General features: G+C 68.6%; 17 protein-coding genes and 3 tRNA genes. 18 read left to right on the top strand and 2 right to left on the bottom strand.

From position 1 onward, the window contains the following. Window positions 1–39: 39 nt before the first annotated feature. The 6 genes from ACFXKZ_RS33405 to ACFXKZ_RS33380 all read left to right on the top strand — a co-directional run bounded on the left by ACFXKZ_RS33405 (window position 40) and on the right by ACFXKZ_RS33380 (window position 2,763). Window positions 40–112: transfer RNA gene (locus ACFXKZ_RS33405), tRNA-Thr, on the top strand. 45 nt (window positions 113–157) lie between these two features. After that, a tRNA-Met gene (locus ACFXKZ_RS33400) sits at window positions 158–233 on the top strand. Between the two features lie 76 nt (window positions 234–309). After that, window positions 310–474: a 50S ribosomal protein L33 gene (rpmG, locus tag ACFXKZ_RS33395; RefSeq protein ID WP_004571794.1), complete on the top strand. Its 165-nt coding sequence runs from the start codon at window positions 310–312 to the stop codon at window positions 472–474. A 127-nt stretch (window positions 475–601) separates the two neighbouring features. Continuing rightward, window positions 602–1,060, top strand: a complete 459-nt coding sequence (locus ACFXKZ_RS33390; RefSeq protein WP_380005440.1) for a MaoC family dehydratase N-terminal domain-containing protein — start codon at window positions 602–604, stop codon at window positions 1,058–1,060. A 2-nt stretch (window positions 1,061–1,062) separates the two neighbouring features. After that, window positions 1,063–1,491, top strand: a complete 429-nt coding sequence (locus ACFXKZ_RS33385) for a MaoC family dehydratase (RefSeq protein ID WP_380005438.1) — start codon at window positions 1,063–1,065, stop codon at window positions 1,489–1,491. Between the two features lie 219 nt (window positions 1,492–1,710). After that, window positions 1,711–2,763 (top strand): UDP-N-acetylmuramate dehydrogenase, encoded by a 1,053-nt coding sequence (locus ACFXKZ_RS33380; RefSeq protein WP_380005436.1) that lies wholly within the window; start codon window positions 1,711–1,713, stop codon window positions 2,761–2,763. A 155-nt stretch (window positions 2,764–2,918) separates the two neighbouring features. On the opposite strand, the gene ACFXKZ_RS33375 is transcribed toward ACFXKZ_RS33380, so the two are convergent. Further along, entirely contained in the window at window positions 2,919–3,992 is a 1,074-nt protein-coding gene (locus ACFXKZ_RS33375) for an adenosine deaminase (RefSeq protein WP_380005434.1), read from the bottom strand. Between the two features lie 119 nt (window positions 3,993–4,111). Continuing rightward, window positions 4,112–5,380: a pyridoxal phosphate-dependent aminotransferase gene (locus ACFXKZ_RS33370; protein WP_380005432.1), complete on the bottom strand. Its 1,269-nt coding sequence runs from the start codon at window positions 5,378–5,380 to the stop codon at window positions 4,112–4,114. Between the two features lie 207 nt (window positions 5,381–5,587). Between ACFXKZ_RS33370 and ACFXKZ_RS33365 the strand changes: the two genes are divergently transcribed. The 12 genes from ACFXKZ_RS33365 to rpsG all read left to right on the top strand — a co-directional run bounded on the left by ACFXKZ_RS33365 (window position 5,588) and on the right by rpsG (window position 20,113). Beyond that, window positions 5,588–5,660, top strand: a tRNA-Trp gene (locus tag ACFXKZ_RS33365). 119 nt (window positions 5,661–5,779) lie between these two features. After that, on the top strand, window positions 5,780–6,106 hold the full coding sequence (gene secE, locus ACFXKZ_RS33360; protein WP_078979280.1) for a preprotein translocase subunit SecE: 327 nt from the start codon (window positions 5,780–5,782) through the stop codon (window positions 6,104–6,106). A 64-nt stretch (window positions 6,107–6,170) separates the two neighbouring features. Further along, window positions 6,171–7,034 carry a transcription termination/antitermination protein NusG gene (gene nusG, locus ACFXKZ_RS33355; RefSeq protein ID WP_380005431.1) on the top strand — a complete coding sequence of 288 codons (864 nt, stop codon included), beginning with the start codon at window positions 6,171–6,173 and terminating at the stop codon, window positions 7,032–7,034. A gap of 172 nt (window positions 7,035–7,206) precedes the next feature. Continuing rightward, window positions 7,207–7,641, top strand: coding sequence for a 50S ribosomal protein L11 (gene rplK / locus ACFXKZ_RS33350; RefSeq protein WP_078975739.1), 435 nt, complete (start codon window positions 7,207–7,209; stop codon window positions 7,639–7,641). Window positions 7,642–7,774: 133 nt separating this feature from the next. Continuing rightward, window positions 7,775–8,491, top strand: a complete 717-nt coding sequence (rplA, locus tag ACFXKZ_RS33345) for a 50S ribosomal protein L1 (RefSeq protein WP_126636177.1) — start codon at window positions 7,775–7,777, stop codon at window positions 8,489–8,491. 446 nt (window positions 8,492–8,937) lie between these two features. Then, window positions 8,938–9,501, top strand: coding sequence for a 50S ribosomal protein L10 (gene rplJ / locus ACFXKZ_RS33340; RefSeq protein ID WP_380005429.1), 564 nt, complete (start codon window positions 8,938–8,940; stop codon window positions 9,499–9,501). A 93-nt stretch (window positions 9,502–9,594) separates the two neighbouring features. Next, entirely contained in the window at window positions 9,595–9,978 is a 384-nt protein-coding gene (rplL, locus tag ACFXKZ_RS33335) for a 50S ribosomal protein L7/L12 (RefSeq protein WP_380005427.1), read from the top strand. 683 nt (window positions 9,979–10,661) lie between these two features. Next, window positions 10,662–14,141, top strand: a complete 3,480-nt coding sequence (rpoB, locus tag ACFXKZ_RS33330; protein WP_126636173.1) for a DNA-directed RNA polymerase subunit beta — start codon at window positions 10,662–10,664, stop codon at window positions 14,139–14,141. Window positions 14,142–14,279: 138 nt separating this feature from the next. Then, window positions 14,280–18,155 carry a DNA-directed RNA polymerase subunit beta' gene (locus ACFXKZ_RS33325; RefSeq protein ID WP_126636172.1) on the top strand — a complete coding sequence of 1,292 codons (3,876 nt, stop codon included), beginning with the start codon at window positions 14,280–14,282 and terminating at the stop codon, window positions 18,153–18,155. A gap of 145 nt (window positions 18,156–18,300) precedes the next feature. Beyond that, a complete protein-coding gene (locus ACFXKZ_RS33320; RefSeq protein ID WP_380005424.1) occupies window positions 18,301–18,819 on the top strand; it encodes a DUF4190 domain-containing protein in 519 nt (172 codons plus the stop codon). 449 nt (window positions 18,820–19,268) lie between these two features. Then, window positions 19,269–19,643 (top strand): 30S ribosomal protein S12, encoded by a 375-nt coding sequence (gene rpsL / locus ACFXKZ_RS33315; RefSeq protein ID WP_020549242.1) that lies wholly within the window; start codon window positions 19,269–19,271, stop codon window positions 19,641–19,643. Next, window positions 19,643–20,113 (top strand): 30S ribosomal protein S7, encoded by a 471-nt coding sequence (gene rpsG, locus ACFXKZ_RS33310; protein ID WP_020549241.1) that lies wholly within the window; start codon window positions 19,643–19,645, stop codon window positions 20,111–20,113. The genes rpsL and rpsG overlap by 1 nt, the downstream gene beginning before the upstream one ends. Window positions 20,114–20,141 lie beyond the last annotated feature (28 nt).

The raw sequence follows: 20,141 nt of genomic DNA, 5'->3' as shown, positions 1-20,141 counted from the left end.
TCCGATCGGTGTCGGGCAGCGTGTATGGTTTTCCTGCTCGCCCCAATAGCTCAGTCGGTAGAGCGTCTCCATGGTAAGGAGAAGGTCTACGGTTCGATTCCGTATTGGGGCTCAGACGATGGGATCCCCACCTGGCAACAGGTGGGGGCCTCGTCGAGGCGGCGTAGCTCAGACGGTAGAGCAAGCGGCTCATAATCGCTGTGTCACCGGTTCAAGTCCGGTCGCCGCTACCAAGCGAGCCGATTCGGGGGAGACTCCGCATCGGCTGCTTTTGCTGTATTCACCCCTGACCGCAAGGAAGGCACTCCAGTGGCTGCCACCGACGTCCGCCCGAAGATCACGCTGGCCTGCGTGGAGTGCAAGGAGCGGAACTACATCACCAAGAAGAACCGGCGCAACGACCCGGACCGTCTTGAGATGAAGAAGCACTGCCCCCGCTGCAACGCGCACACCGCGCACCGCGAAACCCGCTAGGCGTTTCGCACTCCGACACCGACGAGGCCACTCCCCACGAGGGGGGTGGCCTCGTTGTCGTATTCTCCGCAGCGTTGCCCCGCCGGCTCGCCGGCCACCGCCGCCTCCACCAGGGAGAACCGCTTTTATGCCGCTGGACGCGAAGTTCATCGGGCGGACCTACCCGCCCACCGAGCCGTACGAGGTGGGTCGGGAGAAGATCCGCGAGTTCGCCGCCGCGATCGGTGACCCCGATCCCGCGTACAACGACCCCGAGGCGGCCAAGGCGCTCGGCCACCCCGACGTGATCGCGCCGCCGACCTTCGCGATCGTGGTCACGATGCGCGCCGCGGACCAGGTCGTGTACGACCCCGAACTGGGCCTGGACTACTCGCGTGTGGTGCACCGCGACCAGAAGTTCACGTACACCCGACCGGTGCGCGCCGGTGACCGACTGACCGTGGTGACCACCGTGGACGACATCAAGTCCCTCGCGGGCAACGACGTCCTCACCACCCGCGCCGAAGTCAGGACCGTGGAGGGCGAGCACATCGTCACCGCGCTGTCGAGCCTGGTGGCCCGCGCCGCCGACGAATCGGAGGGCTGACCATGACCGCCAAGATCTCCTTCGACGACGTCGCGGTCGGCACCCAACTGCCCACGCGCAGCTTCCCGGTCACCCGGGAAACCCTGGTCCGCTACGCGGGCGCGTCGGGCGACTTCAACCCGATCCACTGGAACGGCCGATTCGCGACCGACGTCGGCCTGCCCGACGTGATCGCGCACGGGATGTTCACCATGGCCGAGGCCGCCCGCGTGGTCACCGACTGGCTCGGCGACCCGGGCGCGCTGGTCGAATTCGGCGTGCGCTTCACCAAGCCGGTCGTGGTCCCGGACACCGTCGAGGGCGCGACCATCGAGGTCACCGGCAAGGTCGCGGTGCTCCTGGACGACCGCCGGGCCCGCGTGGACCTCGTGGTCACCGCCGCCGGCGCCAAGGTCCTGGGCGTACCCAGAGCCATCGTGCAACTGGCCTGAGCCCAGGCGCCGGGGCGCGCCCGGAGCCGCGGCCCGCTCCGCCCCGGCCCCGGACTCCGAGCGTGCCGGCAGCCGCGACGCGGCCGAGCCGAGCCCCGGCGCCGAGCGTGCCGGCAGCCGTGATGCGGCCGGCCTCGGCCCGAGGCGCCGGGTGTGCCCGGCCCCCCCGGCGCGGCCGGCCCGAGCCCGGTGCCGGGCGGGTGATGCGAGAATCCAACGGTGCAGCCTGAAATCGACGCGCCCCTCGCCGCCCTGACCACCCTCCGCCTCGGCGGACCGGCCCGTCGGCTCCACACGGCCACGACCACCGATGCGGTCCTGGCGATCGTCCGCGCCACCGACGAGCAGGGCATCCCGCTGCTTGTGCTCGGCGGCGGCAGCAACCTGGTCGTCGGCGACGACGGCTTCGCCGGCGACGTGCTGCGGATCGCCACCACGGGCCTGCGCATCGACGGCACCGAGCTGAGCGTGGACGCCGGCGTGCCGTGGGACGACGTGGTCACCGCCGCGGTCGACGCGGGCCTGTCCGGCATCGAATGCCTCGCGGGCATCCCCGGCAGCGCGGGCGCCACCCCGGTGCAAAACGTCGGGGCGTACGGCCAGGAGGTCGCCGAGACGATCACCTCCGTCGAGGTCTACGACCGCACCGAACGCCGCCCGCGCACCCTCACCGCCGCCGACTGCCGCTTCACCTACCGGCACAGCGTGTTCAAGGGCGACGACCGCTTCGTGGTGCTGCGGGTGCACTTCCGGCTGCACGACGACGACGGCCGCTCGGCCCCGATCCGCTACGCCGAACTGGCCCGCATGCTCGGCGTCGAGCCGGGGGAGCGGGTCGCGCCGGCCGCCGCCCGCGCCGCCGTACTCGAACTGCGCCGCGGCAAGGGCATGGTCCTGGACGCCGCGGACCACGACACCTGGAGCGCGGGCTCCTTCTTCACCAACCCGATCCTGACCCACGACGCTTTCGCCGACCTCACCGCGCGCGTCGCCCGACACCTGGGCCCCGACGTCACCCCGCCCCGCTACCCGTCCGGCGCCGACCACGTGAAGACCTCCGCGGCCTGGCTGATCGAACGGGCAGGCTTCACCAAGGGCTACGGCGAGGGCAGAGCCCGGATCTCCACCAAACACACTTTGGCCCTGACCAACCGCGGCAAAGCCACCACGGAAGACCTCCTCACCCTGGCCCGAGAGGTCCGCGACGGCGTGGCAACAACCTTCGGCATCACCCTCACGAACGAACCGGTCCTGATCAACGCCAAGCTCTAACCCACCCCCACGAGCCCCCACCCCCGGCGCGCCCACCAAACCCCACAGCCCACCCACACCCCACACCCGGCCGTCGGCGCTCGACCCGACCCCGATGCTCTCTGCCGCGGGGCCCGATTCGCTCGCCGCCTGCCCGAATCCCGCAGCCTTTCACCTCACGCAACGCTTGGGCGGGTGGGCACAACCCCCGCCCCCACCACCGCACCGGACCCCGCCAGCCACCCCTCCACCCCGTCCAGCAACGCCCGCTGCACCTCCGCCGGCGCCACCGAGCCCAGGATCGACTGCCGCGCCAACTCCGCCAACTCCGCGTCGGTGAACTCGTGTTCGTCCCGGGCCAGCTCATACTGCGCGGCCAACCGCGACCCGAACAGCAGCGGGTCGTCCGCGCCCAGCGCAATCGGCACCCCCGCCTCGAACAACGTCCGCAACGGCACATCCGCCGCCTTGTCGTAGACGCCGAGCGCGACATTGGAGGCCGGACACACCTCGCATACGATCCGCCGCCGAGCCAACACCGCCATCAACTCGGGATCCTCCACCACCCGGATCCCGTGCCCGAGCCGCCGCGCCCCCAACACGTCCACGCAGTCCCGGATGCTGCGCGGCCCGTCCAACTCGCCACCGTGCGGATTCGCGAACAGCCCCGCGTGCCGGGCGATTTCGAAGGCCCGCTCGAACGCCGGCGCCCGCCCGCGCCGCTCGTCGTTGGACAGCCCGAACCCGACCACGCCACGATCGGTGTACTGCGCCGCGAGCCGCGCGAGCGTACGCGCCTCCAACTGGTGCTTGGTCCGATTCGCCGCGATCACCACGGCGATCCCGATCCCGGTAGCCTTCCGCGCCGCCTCCACCGCGTCCAGCACGATCTCCACCGCCGGGGTCAGCCCACCCAGCCGCGGCGCGTACGAGGTCGGATCGACCTGGATCTCCAGCCACCCGGACCCCTCGGCCCGATCGTCCTCGGCCGCCTCGCGGACCAGCCGATGCATGTCGTCCTCGGAGCGCACACACGAGCGCGCGATGTCGTACAGCCGCTGGAAGCGGAACCAGCCGCGTTCGTCGGTCGCCCGCAATCGTGGCGGCCGGCCCGAGGTCAGCGAGTCGGGCAGCCGCACACCGTGCAGGTCCGCCAGTTCCAACAGGGTTTCCGACCGCATGGATCCCGTGAAGTGCAGGTGGAGATGAGCCTTCGGGAGGGTGCGGACATCGCGTGCGGGACGATCCATCCACAGATCATGGACCACCGGCCCCGCACGCGTGAGGGGTACCGCCGATGATCCCTCTGAAGGAGAGCGGAAACTTCGGCGGCGCCGACGTGAACGAGGACACGAACGACGACGTGCGGCTACTTCGCCTCGGCCAGCAATTCGGCGATCCGGCGTACGCCCTCGACCAGGTCCTCGTCGCCGAGCGCGTACGACAGGCGCAGGTAGCCCGGAGTGCCGAAGGCCTCGCCCGGTACCACCGCCACCTCGACCTCGTCCAGGATCAGCCCCGCCAACGCGGCCGACGTCGCGGGGCGCGCGCCCCGGATCTCCCGGCCGAGCACCCCCTTCACCGACGGATAGGCGTAGAAGGCGCCCTTGGGCTCGGGGCACTCGACGCCCGGGATCTCGTTCAGCATCCGCACGATGGTGCGCCGGCGCCGGTCGAACGCCGTCCGCATCGTGTCCACCGCCGACAGATCCCCGCTCAGCGCGGCCAGCGCGGCGGCCTGGGCGATGTTGCAGACGTTGGAGGTGGCGTGCGACTGCAGGTTCGCGGCGGCCGACACCACGTCCCGGGGGCCGATGATCCACCCGACCCGCCAGCCGGTCATCGCGTAGGTCTTGGCCACCCCGTTGACGATCACGCAGCGGTCCGCCAGCTCCGGCACCACCACCGGCATCGAGACGAACTCGGCGTCGTCGTAGACCAGGTGTTCGTAGATCTCGTCGGTCAGCACCCACAACCCGTGCTCGACCGCCCAGCGCCCGATCGCCTCGGTCTGCGCCCGCGAGTACACCGCGCCGGTCGGGTTCGACGGCGAGACGAACACCAGCACCTTGGTGCGCTCGGTCCGGGCCGCCTCCAACTGCTCGACCGACACCAGGTAGCCGGTGGTCTCGTCGGCGACCACGGCCACCGGGACGCCGCCCGCGAGCTTGATCGACTCGGGGTAGGTGGTCCAGTACGGCGCCGGCACCAACACCTCGTCGCCCGGGTCGAGCAGCGCCGCGAAGGCTTCGTAGATGGCCTGCTTGCCGCCGTTGGTCACCAGGACCTGTGCCGGATCCACGGCCGGACCCGAGTCGCGCAGCGTCTTGGCCACGATCGCGGCCTTCAACTCCGGCAGCCCGCCGGCCGGGGTGTAGCGGTGGAAGCGCGGTTCGCGACAGGCCGCGACCGCGGCGTCCACGATGTAGTCCGGCGTCGGGAAGTCCGGCTCGCCGGCGCCGAAGCCGACCACGGGACGCCCGGCGGCCTTGAGCGCCTTGGCCTTGGCGTCGACCGCGAGCGTCGCCGACTCGGCGATGGCACCGACGCGGACCGAGATCCGTCGCCCGGCGGCGGATCCGGACCGGGACGCGGACCCGGACGCGGCGGACGGGGAGCTGGGGGTGGAAGCCGTCATGCCGGCCATCGTCGCATTCGCCCCCGCCGAGAGCACGCCGATTCCGCGCCGCGAGCACACCCGAACTTCGGTACCGTCACGGCACGGGTTCGACCTGACGCACCCGACCCCGTACACTCGACGCTTGGCGGTCCCAACCTGCGTGCTGCCGCGCCCGAAATCCTGTGTTCTCGGGCCGGTGACTCCGCTAGGTTGATGACCAAACGAAGGGCACTAGCTCAATTGGCAGAGCACCGGTCTCCAAAACCGGGGGTTGGGGGTTCAAGTCCCTCGTGCCCTGCGATGTGCGAGAGCGGTCGATCCTCGGATCGACCGTGACGTGCACGCAGTCAGCGCAAACTGTCGGCGCCGACAACCCCGTCGGTGATCCACGGTCGGACCGGATCAGGTGAGGACGAGTTGACGGAGGCCCACGGCTCCACGGCTACGCCTGAGCACAGCAGCTCTGATGGCCACGGCTCCGACGACGTGCCCCCCGGCGGTCGCCGGGCGAATCGCCCGAAGGGCTCCTCGGGCAAGCCGGAGCAGAAGAAGAAAAACCTGTTCGCGCGGGCGGCTCTCTTCTACCGGCAGATCATTGCCGAGCTGCGCAAGGTCGTCTGGCCGACCCGCAACGAGCTGAGCACGTACACGACCGTGGTCATCGTGTTCTGCCTGATGATCATCGGAATCGTCTACGGACTCGACCTCGCCTTCGCGAAGGCCGCGCTCGCCGTCTTCGGCTGAGCCCCGTCCCTCGCAGCGCGCCTGCAACGACCGTTCGACCCCCAGCCAGGAAGAAGCACCCAACGTGTCTGACCCGAACCTGTCCGCCGACAACTCCGCCGATGAGACGGGGACCCTGTCGGAGCAGGCGGAGGCCGCGGCTCTCGAGGACATCGCCCTCGAGGACGCGGCCGAGGCCCCGGCCGTCTCCACCGATGACGACGTGGAAGACGCCGAGGCCGGCGAGGAAGACGCCGAGGGCGCGGAAGCCGAGTTCGCCGACGACGAAGACGAGGACGACGACGAGTTCGCCGACGCGTCCGAGTCCGACGACGACGCCGAGGCGGCCGAGGGCGACCCCGTCGAGGACTTCAAGGAGGTCCTCCGTCGCGCCCCGGGCGAGTGGTACGTCATCCACTCGTACGCCGGCTACGAGAACCGGGTGAAGGCCAACCTCGAGTCCCGCACCACCTCGCTCAACATGGAGGACTACATCTTCCAGGTCGAGGTGCCGCAGGAAGAGGTCGTCGAGATCAAGAACGGTCAGCGCAAGACCGTCAAGCGCAACAAGTTCCCCGGCTACGTGCTGGTCCGGATGGACCTGACCAACGAGTCGTGGGGCGCCGTGCGCAACACCCCCGGTGTCACCGGCTTCGTCGGCAACGCGCACGAGCCCTTCCCGCTCACCCTCGACGAGGTCGTCAAGATCCTCGCCCCCGAGGAGGAGAAGGCGACCGGCGGCGGCAGCGGCGCCAAGAGCACCACCGAGGTCAAGGTGCTCGACTTCGAGGTCGGCGACTCGGTCACCGTCATCGACGGCCCCTTCGCGACGCTGCAGGCGACGATCAACGAGATCAACGCCGACTCGCAGAAGGTCAAGGGCCTGGTGGAGATCTTCGGGCGCGAGACGCCGGTCGAGCTCTCGTTCAACCAGATCCAGAAGAACTGATACTTCCCCCTGGTGGGGCCCCGGTTCGCCGGGGCCGCATCCGGGTGGTGGACAAGGCGCCCTCACAACGGTGGTTATCGTTGAGTGGGCGCCGCACCGCGTGGCGGGCCCGAACACGTCCGCGCTCCGCGTGGTGATCGGGACGTACATCTCGTCGAAGGACCCGGAAAAAATGCCTCCCAAGAAGAAGAAGCTGTCAGCGATCATCAAGCTGCAGATCAAGGCCGGCGCAGCCACGCCGGCCCCGCCGGTCGGCCCCGCGCTGGGTCAGCACGGCGTCAACATCATGGAGTTCTGCAAGGCCTACAACGCGGCGACCGAGTCGCAGCGTGGCGACATCGTCCCGGTGGAGATCTCGGTCTACGAAGACCGCTCCTTCACCTTCGTGACGAAGACGCCGCCGGCCGCGCGCCTGATCCTCAAGGCCGCCGGTGTCGAGAAGGGCTCGGGCGAGCCGCACAAGACCAAGGTCGCGAAGATCTCTCGCGAGCAGGTCCGCGGCATCGCGCAGACCAAGATGGCCGACCTGAACGCCAACGACCTCGACGCCGCCGAGAAGATCATCTCCGGCACCGCGCGTTCGATGGGCATCACGGTCGAGGGCTGATCCAGCCCCCGCAGCACTCCGGCAGTACCGAAACAGCGCGAGAAGGTGTGCGTACGCCCACCGACTCGCGGAGTGGAAGGGTCCGCGCGACCCGCTCCCACCACAACTCCTTTCAGAATTCCAGGAGCTTTCAGTGAAGCGCAGCAAGTCCTACCGCGAGGCCGACACCAAGGTCGACCACGAGCGTCTCTACTCGCCGCTCGAGGCCGTTCGCCTGGCCAAGGAGACCTCGCCCACCAAGTTCGCCGGCACCGTCGAGGTGGCCATGCGCCTGGGCGTCGACCCGCGCAAGGCCGACCAGATGGTCCGCAGCACGGTCATCCTCCCGCACGGCACCGGCAAGACCGCCCGGGTCCTGGTCTTCGCGACCGGTGACCGTGCCGAGGCTGCCAAGGCCGCCGGCGCCGACATCGTCGGCTCCGACGAACTCATCGACGAGGTCGCCAAGGGTCGGCTCGACTTCGACGCCGTCGTCGCCACCCCGGACCTCATGGGCAAGGTCGGCCGCCTGGGCCGCGTGCTCGGCCCGCGTGGTCTGATGCCCAACCCGAAGACCGGCACGGTCACGCCCGACGTGGCGAAGGCCGTGAACGAGATCAAGGGCGGCAAGATCGAGTTCCGCGTCGACAAGCACTCGAACCTGCACTTCATCATCGGCAAGACGACGTTCGACGACGCCCAGCTCGTCGAGAACTACGCCGCCGCCCTCGAAGAGGTGCTCCGCGCGAAGCCGTCGGCCGCCAAGGGTCGCTACATCAAGAAGGTCGGCGTCTCGACCACGATGGGCCCCGGCATCCAGGTCGACCCCAACCGCACCCGCAACCTCCTGGTGGAGGAAGAGGCGGTCTGATCCGCCCCGCACGCGAACGAGGCCCGGCACCCCACACGGTGTGCCGGGCCTCGGCACGCCCGGCCCCGGCGCCGCCAAGCACTGCCAAGCGCCGCCGGGCGCCGGCGAAGCCCGCGCCGCCCGCCCGACGGAAGCGATTTGCTCCGAACGAGTGCCGTCGCGTACCTTTGCCTCAAGCCAAAGACCGTCGGTCGTTGTCGTCGTGCCGCAAGGCGGGTCGACAAACGAAGGTTCCGCATCGCGGACGGCCTGCGCAGGTGTGAACGTGAGACGTTACCCCCGATACATACGGATGCCGTGTGGATCGAGGATGTACGCCCCGTGCGCCTGCGCCGGGGCGTTTTTCGTGTGTGGACCCCTTCCGCCCCGCGGACCGGCGAATTCATCCGGCACAGGTCGACCGCCACGGTCGACCGGCAATCGCATCGCGGAAGGAGGCCAGCCCTATGGCGAGGCCCGACAAGGCGGCCGCGGTCGCCGAGCTCACGGACCAGTTCCGTGACTCGAACGCCGCAGTGCTGACCGAGTACCGCGGGCTCACCGTCGCGCAGCTCAAGGAGCTGCGTCGTTCGCTCGGTGAGAACGCGCAGTACGCCGTGGTGAAGAACACGCTGACCAAGATCGCCGCCAACGAGGCGGGCATCGATCAGCTGGACGACCTCCTCGAGGGCCCGTCCGCGATCGCGTTCGTCACGGGTGACCCCGTGGAGGCCGCGAAGAGCCTGCGTGACTTCGCCAAGGCGAACCCCCTTCTCGTCATCAAGGGCGGCGTCCTTGAGGGCAAGGCGCTCAGCGCCGACGAGATCAAGAAGCTCGCGGACCTCGAGTCCCGCGAGGTGCTGCTCGCCAAGCTGGCGGGTGCCATGAAGGGTTCCATGGCCAAGGCCGCGGCGACCTTCCAGGCTCCGCTCTCGCAGTTCGCCCGCACCGCGGACGCGCTCCGGGCCAAGGTCGAGCAGGGCGGTGCCGGCGAGCCGGCTCCCGCCGCGGAGGCCGAGACCGCCGAGTAGCTCGGCAGTCGCGACCGACGTCGCCGGGGGCAGCGCCCCCGCCCATCCACACCACCCGGCACCCGCCGAATTGATCAGGAAGGAACGCCGACCATGGCGCTCACGCACGAAGAGCTCATCGAAGAGTTCAAGGCCATGCCCCTCATCCAGCTCGCGGACTTCGTGAAGCTGTTCGAGGACACCTTCGACGTCAAGGCCGCCGCCCCGGCCGCCGTCATCGCCGGCCCCGCCGGCGGCGGCGCCGCTGCCGAGGCCGTCGAGGAGCAGGACGAGTTCGACGTCATCCTCACGGGTGCCGGCGACAAGAAGATCCAGGTCATCAAGGAGGTGCGCGCGCTCACGAGCCTCGGCCTGAAGGAGGCCAAGGACCTCGTGGACTCCGCCCCCAAGGCGCTCCTGGAGAAGGTCTCGAAGGAGGCCGCCGAGAAGGCGAAGGCCGCCCTCGAAGGCGCCGGCGCCTCGGTCGAGGTCAAGTAATTCGACGCCGCCCACCCGGGCGGCATCACCGAAGGCGATCGTCCGTCAGGGCGGTCGCCTTCGGGCTTTTCGGGGCCGGTTTCGGGCTCGCCCGCACCCGGTCCGCCGACGTCGACGGGTCATCGGAAGGGGTCGCGCGGCGCCCGATCCGCCCCGATCGGCCTCGCCCGAAAGGGTGATACTCCCAACACCCTGAGCAGTCGCCGAACCCCCGCGCACCAGCGTCGTCGTGTCCTCGCCGAGGGCGTGCGCCACGGCGCGCGCGGCCGGTTCGAAGCGCGCCGTCCGGGCGTTGTCGGACCGGCGGTCTACCGTGTTTTTCCGGCCTACCGAGGCTTCTCGACGACTCGGTCGGCCACTGTGACGAGACTCTCGCCGCAGGCCGCGAGTTCGGGACGGAGGTCCGGTTTTCTCGGCGCTCGGAAGGGTTCCGTCGGCTGTCAGGGGGAAAGCAACCCCTTGACGAACGGATCGGGGCGCGCAATTCTTCGGACGCACCCCTGAAGCACGGTTGCCGGATGGTTCACGAATCCGGGTGGTGGACCGGCCCTTCATAGGGGCTGGACAGCGGTGTGCCTTGTGGCTACACTGACCCTTTGCGCTGCCTATTGACTTACCCCGGTGTATGAACCCGGGCCGTCCAGTATGCGCATAGTGAGTCCGAGCCCTCGGAAGGACCCCTCTTGGCCGCCTCGCGCACCGCCTCCGCTACCAACCCCGGCGCCGCCACTGCCCCGCTCCGCATCTCCTTCGCCAAGATCAGGGAACCCCTGGAGGTTCCGAACCTTCTCGCGTTGCAGACCGAGAGCTTCGACTGGCTGCTCGGCAACAGTGCGTGGAAGGCACGGGTCGAGGCCGCCCTCGCGGGCGGACAGGATGTGCCCACCAAGTCCGGACTCGAAGAGATCTTCGAAGAGATCTCGCCGATCGAGGACTTCTCCGGTTCGATGTCCCTGACGTTCCGGGACCACCGGTTCGAGCCTCCGAAGAACTCCATCGAGGAGTGCAAGGAGCGCGACTTCACCTACTCGGCGCCGCTGTTCGTCACGGCCGAGTTCACCAACAACGAGACCGGCGAGATCAAGAGCCAGACGGTCTTCATGGGCGACTTCCCGCTCATGACCAACAAGGGCACCTTCATCATCAACGGCACCGAGCGTGTCGTGGTGTCCCAGCTGGTCCGCTCGCCGGGTGTCTACTTCGACAGCCAGGTCGACAAGACGTCCGACAAGGACATCTTCAGCGCGAAGGTCATCCCCTCCCGTGGTGCCTGGTTGGAGCTGGAGATCGACAAGCGCGACACCGTCGGTGTCCGCATCGACCGCAAGCGCAAGCAGAGCGTCACCGTGCTGCTCAAGGCGCTCGGCTGGACCGACTCCCAGATCCTGGAGGAGTTCGGCCAGTACGAGTCGATGCGCCAGACCCTGGAGAAGGACCACACCCAGGGCCAGGACGACGCGCTGCTCGACATCTACCGCAAGCTGCGTCCGGGGGAGCCGCCGACCCGCGAGGCCGCGCAGACCCTGCTCGAGAACCTCTACTTCAACCCGAAGCGCTACGACCTCGCCAAGGTCGGCCGCTACAAGGTGAACAAGAAGCTCGGGGTCGAGCAGGCGCTGGACGCCGGCGTCATGACCGTCGAAGACGTCATCGCGACCATCAAGTACCTGGTCAAGCTGCACGCCGGCGAAGAGGCCATGGAAGGCGCGTCGGGCCAGGAGATCGTGGTCGAGGTCGACGACATCGACCACTTCGGCAACCGTCGCCTGCGCAACGTCGGCGAGCTCATCCAGAACCAGGTCCGTACCGGCCTGGCCCGGATGGAGCGCGTCGTCCGCGAGCGCATGACCACCCAGGACGTCGAGGCGATCACGCCGCAGACGCTGATCAACATCCGGCCGGTCGTCGCCTCCATCAAGGAGTTCTTCGGTACCAGCCAGCTGTCGCAGTTCATGGACCAGACGAACCCGCTGTCGGGCCTGACCCACAAGCGTCGTCTGTCCGCGCTCGGCCCCGGTGGCCTCTCGCGTGAGCGGGCCGGCTTCGAGGTCCGCGACGTGCACCCCTCGCACTACGGCCGCATGTGCCCGATCGAGACCCCCGAAGGCCCGAACATCGGCCTGATCGGCTCGCTCGCCTCCTACGGCCGGGTCAACGCGTTCGGCTTCGTCGAGACGCCGTACCGCAAGGTCGTCGAGGGCCGGGTCACCGACGGCATCGACTACCTGACGGCCGACGAAGAGGACCGCTTCGTCATCGCGCAGGCCAACGCCCCGCTGAACGAGGACGACTCGTTCGCCGAGGCCCGTGTGCTCGTGCGTCGCCGCGGCGGCGAGATCGACTACATCCCCGGCGACGAAGTCGACTACATGGACGTCTCGCCGCGCCAGATGGTGTCGGTCGCGACCGCGATGATCCCGTTCCTCGAGCACGACGACGCGAACCGCGCGCTGATGGGCTCGAACATGATGCGCCAGGCGGTGCCGCTGCTGAAGGCGGAGTCGCCGCTGGTGGGCACCGGCATGGAGTACCGCGCCGCGGTCGACGCCGCCGACGTGATCACCGCCGAGAAGCCCGGCGTGGTGCAGGACGTCTCGGCCGACTACATCACCGTGATGAACGACGACGCGACGTACACCACGTACCGCGTGCAGAAGTTCATGCGCTCCAACCAGGGCACGTCCTTCAACCAGAAGGTCGTCGTCGACGAGGGCGCGCGGGTCGAGGCCGGCCAGGTGCTGGCCGACGGTCCGTGCACCGAAGAGGGCGAGATGGCCCTCGGCAAGAACCTCCTCGTGGCGTTCATGCCGTGGGAGGGCCACAACTACGAAGACGCGATCATCCTGTCGCAGCGTCTGGTGCAGGACGACGTCCTCTCCTCGATCCACATCGAGGAGCACGAGGTCGACGCCCGTGACACCAAGCTCGGCCCGGAGGAGATCACCCGGGACATCCCGAACGTCTCCGAAGAGGTCCTCGCCGACCTGGACGAGCGCGGCATCATCCGGATCGGCGCCGACGTCGTCCCCGGCGACATCCTGGTCGGCAAGGTCACGCCCAAGGGCGAGACCGAGCTGACCCCGGAGGAGCGCCTGCTCCGCGCGATCTTCGGCGAGAAGGCGCGCGAGGTGCGCGACACCTCGCTCAAGGTCCCGCACGGCGAGTCCGGCAAGGTCATCGGCGTGCGCGTGTTCGACCGCGAGGCCGGCGACGAGCTGCCGCCGGGCGTGAACCAGCTGGTCCGCGTCTACGTCGCGCAGAAGCGCAAGATCACCGACGGTGACAAGCTCGCCGGCCGGCACGGCAACAAGGGCGTCATCTCGAAGATCCTGCCGGTCGAGGACATGCCGTTCCTGGAGGACGGCACCCCGGTCGACATCATCCTCAACCCGCTCGGTGTCCCGTCCCGGATGAACCCGGGACAGGTCCTGGAGACGCACCTCGGCTGGATCGCCAAGACCGGCTGGAGCGTCGAGGGCGACGACGAGGACTGGAAGGGTCGCCTCCGGGCGATCGCGGCCGACCAGGGTGCCCCCGGCACCAACGTCGCCACCCCGGTCTTCGACGGCGCGCGCGAGGAGGAGATCACCGGTCTCCTCGACTCGACCAACAAGACCCGTGACGGTGTCCGGCTGATCGACGGCACCGGCAAGGCGAAGATGTACGACGGCCGCTCAGGCGAGCCGTTCCCGCACCCGGTCTCGGTCGGTTACATGTACATCCTCAAGCTGCACCACCTGGTCGACGACAAGCTGCACGCCCGGTCGACCGGTCCCTACTCGATGATCACCCAGCAGCCGCTGGGTGGTAAGGCCCAGTTCGGTGGCCAGCGCTTCGGTGAGATGGAGGTGTGGGCGCTCGAGGCATACGGTGCCGCCTACGCCCTCCAGGAACTGCTGACCATCAAGTCCGACGACGTCCTCGGCCGCGTGAAGGTGTACGAGGCGATCGTCAAGGGCGAGAACATCCCGGAGCCGGGCATCCCCGAGTCCTTCAAGGTGCTCATCAAGGAGATGCAGTCGCTCTGCCTCAACGTGGAGGTCCTCTCCAGCGACGGTATGTCGATCGAGATGCGCGACACCGACGAGGACGTCTTCCGCGCTGCGGAGGAGCTTGGAATCGACCTGTCGCGGCGCGAGCCGAGCAGCGTCGAAGAGGTCTGAGGCTCCCTCCCGGGTCCGGCCGCGAGGCCGGACCCGGGATTTCGACCCCAGTCCTGATGAAGACACACACTGGTGGACACGGCACAGCCCCCGCCGTGACCGCCGGGACCAAACCCCGAAAGAGGGATTGACGAAACAGTGCTCGACGTCAACTTCTTCGACGAGCTGCGTATCGGCCTCGCTACCGCAGACGACATCCGCCAGTGGTCGCACGGCGAGGTCAAGAAGCCCGAGACCATCAACTACCGCACCCTGAAGCCGGAAAAGGACGGGCTCTTCTGCGAGAAGATCTTCGGTCCGACCCGGGACTGGGAGTGCTACTGCGGCAAGTACAAGCGTGTCCGCTTCAAGGGCATCATCTGTGAGCGCTGCGGCGTCGAGGTCACTCGCGCCAAGGTGCGTCGTGAGCGCATGGGCCACATCGAGCTCGCCGCGCCGGTCACGCACATCTGGTACTTCAAGGGTGTGCCCAGCCGCCTCGGCTACCTGCTCGACCTCGCCCCGAAGGACCTGGAAAAGGTCATCTACTTCGCGGCGTACATGATCACGTACGTCGACGACGAGCGTCGCCAGCGCGACCTGCCGTCCCTCGACGCCAAGATCTCGGTCGAGCGTCAGCAGATCGAGCAGCGCCGTGACGCCAGCGTCGAGGAGCGGCAGAAGAAGCTCGAAGCCGACCTCGCCGAGCTGGAGGCCGAGGGCGCCAAGTCCGACGTGCGCCGCAAGGTGCGCGAAGGCGCCGAGCGCGAGATGAAGCAGCTGCGCGACCGCAACCAGCGCGAGCTGGACCGGCTCGACGACGTGTGGACCCGGTTCAAGAACCTCAAGGTCCAGGACCTCGAAGGCGACGAGATCCTGTTCCGCGAGATGCGGGACCGCTTCGGCACCTACTTCATGGGCGGCATGGGCGCGCAGGCGCTCCAGCGTCGGCTGGAGTCGTTCGACCTCGACGCCGAGGCCGAGAAGCTGCGCGAGATCATCCGCACCGGCAAGGGCCAGAAGAAGACCCGCGCGCTCAAGCGCCTCAAGGTCGTCTCCGCGTTCCAGCAGACCCGGAACAGCCCCAACGGCATGGTCCTGGACTGCGTCCCGGTGATCCCGCCGGACCTGCGTCCGATGGTGCAGCTGGACGGTGGCCGCTTCGCGACCTCCGACCTGAACGACCTGTACCGCCGCGTGATCAACCGCAACAACCGCCTGAAGCGCCTGCTCGACCTCGGTGCCCCCGAGATCATCGTGAACAACGAGAAGCGCATGCTCCAGGAGGCCGTCGACGCGCTGTTCGACAACGGCCGCCGCGGTCGTCCGGTGACGGGTCCGGGCAACCGGCCGCTGAAGTCCCTGTCCGACATGCTCAAGGGCAAGCAGGGTCGTTTCCGGCAGAACCTGCTCGGCAAGCGCGTGGACTACTCCGCGCGTTCGGTCATCGTCGTCGGCCCGCAGCTCAAGCTGCACCAGTGCGGTCTGCCGAAGGCCATGGCGCTCGAGCTGTTCAAGCCGTTCGTGATGAAGCGCCTGGTGGACCTCAACCATGCGCAGAACATCAAGTCGGCCAAGCGCATGGTCGAGCGTGCCCGCCCCGTGGTGTGGGACGTGCTCGAAGAGGTCATCGCCGAGCACCCGGTGCTGCTCAACCGCGCGCCGACGCTGCACCGTCTGGGCATCCAGGCGTTCGAGCCGCAGCTCGTCGAGGGCAAGGCCATCCAGATTCACCCGCTCGTGTGCACCGCGTTCAACGCGGACTTCGACGGTGACCAGATGGCCGTGCACCTGCCGCTGTCCGCGGAGGCGCAGGCCGAGGCCCGCATCCTGATGTTGTCCAGCAACAACATCCTGAAGCCGGCCGACGGTCGCCCCGTCACCATGCCGACCCAGGACATGGTGCTCGGGCTGTTCTTCCTGACCTCCGAGCGGGAGAACACCAAGGGTGACGGGCGCGTCTTCGCGTCCACGGCCGAGGCGATCATGGCGTTCGACGCCCGTGAGCTCGACCTGCAGGCGAAGATCGAGCTGCGGCTGCCGGCAGGCACCGTCCCGTCGCGCGGCTGGGTCGCGCCCGAGGGCTGGGAGCCCGGTTCGCCGCTGCGCGTGCGCACCTCGCTCGGTCGCGCGTTGTTCAACGAGCTCCTGCCGGCGGACTACCCGTTCGTCGACGAGGAGATCGGCAAGAAGACGCTGTCGGTCATCGTGAACGACCTGGCGGAGCGGTACCCGAAGGTGGTCGTGGCGGCGACGCTCGACAACCTGAAGGAGGCCGGCTTCCACTGGGCCACCCGTTCCGGTGTCACCGTCTCGATCTCCGACGTCGTCGTCCCGCCGGCGAAGAAGGAGATCCTGGAGCGCTTCGAGGCCCAGGCCGAGAAGGTCCAGAAGCAGTACGAGCGCGGCCTGATCACCAAGGACGAGCGTCAGCAGGAGCAGATTCAGATCTGGACCAAGGCGACCAACGAGGTCGCCGAGGCGATGAACCTGAACTTCCCCAAGACGAACCCCATCTTCATGATGGTCGACTCGGGTGCTCGCGGAAACATGATGCAGATGCGGCAGATCGCGGGTATGCGCGGTCTGGTGTCGAACGCCAAGAACGAGACGATCCCCCGTCCCATCAAGGCGTCCTTCCGCGAGGGCCTGTCCGTGCTCGAGTACTTCATCTCGACGCACGGTGCCCGTAAGGGTCTGGCCGACACCGCGCTGCGTACCGCCGACTCGGGTTACCTGACCCGTCGTCTGGTGGACGTCTCGCAGGACGTCATCGTGCGCGAGGAGGACTGCGGCACCGACCGCGGTCTGGTGTTGTCGATCGCCACGCGTGGTGCCGACGGCGTGCTCCGCAAGGACGACGACGTCGAGACCAGCGTCTACGCCCGCAACCTGGCCGAGGACGTCGTCGTCGACGGCAAGGTGCTGGCCCCGGCCAACGCCGACCTCGGCGACGTGATCATCAACCACCTCGTCGCCGAAGGCGTCGAGTCGGTGAAGACGCGGTCGGTGCTGACCTGCGAGTCCAAGGTCGGCACCTGCGCGATGTGCTACGGCCGTTCGCTGGCCACCGGCAAGCTGGTGGACATCGGCGAGGCGGTCGGCATCATCGCCGCCCAGTCGATCGGTGAGCCCGGCACCCAGCTGACGATGCGTACCTTCCACACCGGTGGTGTGGCCGGTGACGACATCACCCAGGGTCTGCCCCGTGTCGTCGAGCTGTTCGAGGCGCGCACCCCCAAGGGTGTCGCCCCGATCAGCGAGGCGGCCGGTCGGGTCCGCATCGAGGACACCGAGAAGACCCGCAAGGTCGTCGTGGTGCCGGACGACGGTTCCGAGGAACTGGCGTACGCGGTCAGCAAGCGCTCGCGCCTGCTGGTCGAGGAGGGCGACCACGTCGACGTCGGCCAGAAGATGCTCGTCGGCGCGGTCAACCCGCACGACGTGCTGCGCATCCTCGGTCAGCGCGCGGTGCAGATCCACCTCGTGGCGGAGGTCCAGCAGGTCTACCGCTCGCAGGGTGTGTCGATCCACGACAAGCACATCGAGATCATCATTCGGCAGATGCTCCGCCGCGTGACGATCATCGAGTCGGGCGACGCCGAGCTGCTTCCGGGCGAGCTGGTCGAGCGCGGTCGCTTCGAGACGGAGAACCGTCGGGTCATGTCGGAGAGCGGGCACCCGGCCTCGGGCCGTCCGCAGCTCATGGGCATCACCAAGGCGTCGCTGGCCACCGAATCGTGGCTGTCGGCGGCCTCCTTCCAGGAGACCACCCGGGTGCTCACCGACGCGGCAATCCACGCCAAGTCGGACCCGCTCCTTGGCCTGAAGGAGAACGTGATCCTGGGCAAGCTCATCCCGGCCGGTACGGGCATGCCCCGCTACCGCAACATCCGGGTCGAGCCGACCGAGGAGGCCAAGGCCGCCATGTACTCGATGTCCGGGTACGACGAGGCCGACTACTCCGCGTTCGGTTCCGGCTCCGGCCAGGCCGTCCCGCTGGAGGAGTACGACTTCGGCGGCTACCAGGGCTGATCCGTCCCGGTACCGGACAGGGCCGCCATCCTTCGGGGTGGCGGCCCTGTCGCGTGTCCGAGGCCGGGTGCCCGAAGGACTCTCCACGAGGGCCCCGGGGGTGCGACGATGCTTCCAACGCTCCGTCGTACCCCGGGAGGACCCCATGAGCACCCCCGGCGGGCCCGGCCCGTACGGCCCCTTCGGCGAACGACCCGCCGACGACTCCGAGGGCCCCTACGGCGCCCCCGGCGGGCAGCCGTCGTATGGCGACCCCGCCGCGCCGTACGGCTACGGCCAGGCGGCGTACGGGCAGCCCTACGACCCGAACGCCCCCTACGGCCAACCGCCCTACGGCTACGGCTACTACCCACAACCCGGCTACGGCGGTTACCTGCCCCAGCCGGGCACCAACGGCCTGGCCATCGCGTCGATGATCCTGGGCATCGTCTGGATCTACTGGATCGGCAGCCTGCTCGCGGTGATCTTCGGGCACATAGCCCTGGCCCAGACCGCCCGCACCGGCCAGGAGGGCCGCGGCATGGCGATCGCCGGCGTGGTGCTCGGCTGGATCGGCATGGCGGTGCTCGCGCTGGTGGTCGTGGCGCTCATCGTGGATTCCGGGCACGACCACGGGTATTCCGACTACCTCGGCCTGCTCGTCGGAGGGTGCGGCGTGCGCTGACCCGAGGCCCGGCCCGCCCGGGGAGCGGCCCCGGGTGCTCGTTCGCCTCTTTCCGCGATGCCGGGTACGGTGGGGCCCGGAGAGTGACATATCGGCCCGAGCGAATCGGTGCTCCACCAGCGTGAGAGCCCCGGATTCCGTGTCGTGGTGGGGGTCTTTCTTTTCGCTTTGACCTCTGCTGCTGTGGTAGGTAGTCTCTCTCCTTGTGCCTGGGGTGTCCCCGGGCTCTTGTGCCTGCGCTCACCGCAATCCCCTCGGGATGCGTGCGTGAGAGGGCGCGGGAGACCGACCCGCAGCCTCCTGAGCAAGCACACTCCCAAGACCGGGCGACACGCCCGACCGCGGGGGTCGGGCTTGCCGGTGGTTCCGGCGTCGACCGGGATGCAGGCCGATTCAGACATTGCAGTCGCTTCAAAAAGACCGCTCGGCACGAAGAAGACGGAGACGCGGTGCCCACGATCCAGCAGCTGGTCCGAAAGGGCCGCCAGGACAAGGTCGACAAGGCCAAGACTCCGGCGCTCAAGGGGAGCCCGCAGCGTCGCGGCGTGTGCACCCGTGTTTACACGACGACGCCGAAGAAGCCGAACTCTGCGCTTCGCAAGGTCGCGCGTGTGCGCCTCACGAGTGGCATCGAGGTGACGGCCTACATTCCCGGCGAGGGTCACAACCTCCAGGAGCACTCCATCGTGCTCGTTCGCGGTGGTCGTGTGAAGGACCTCCCCGGTGTCCGCTACAAGATCATCCGCGGTTCGCTCGACACCCAGGGTGTCAAGAACCGCAAGCAGGCGCGCAGCCGCTACGGCGCGAAGAAGGAGAAGAGCTAATGCCGCGTAAGGGCCCTGCCCCCAAGCGACCGGTCATCATCGACCCGGTTTACAACTCGCCGCTGGTCACCTCGCTGGTGAACAAGGTCCTGATGAGCGGCAAGCGCTCCGTCGCCGAGAAGATCGTCTATGGCGCGCTCGAAGGCTGCCGCGAGAAGACCGGTACCGACCCGGTCATCACGCTCAAGCGCGCGCTCGAGAACGTGAAGCCGACCCTCGAGGTCCGCAGCCGCCGTGTCGGTGGCGCGACCTACCAGGTGCCGGTCGAGGTCCGTCCGGGCCGCTCCACGACCCTCGCTCTCCGCTGGCTCGTCGGCTACTCCCGCGCCCGTCGCGAGAAGACGATGACCGAGCGTTTGATGAACGAGCTGCTGGACGCGAGCAACGGTCTGGGTGCCGCGGTCAAGCGCCGCGAGGACACCCACAAGATGGCCGAGTCCAACAAGGCCTTCGCGCACTACCGCTGGTAGTTCCACCCGCAACGACGAGAAGCCGAGA

It is taken from the genome of Embleya sp. NPDC059237 (assembly GCF_042754105.1).
Taxonomy (GTDB): domain Bacteria; phylum Actinomycetota; class Actinomycetes; order Streptomycetales; family Streptomycetaceae; genus Embleya.
This window is presented reverse-complemented; position numbering and strand designations above follow the sequence as displayed.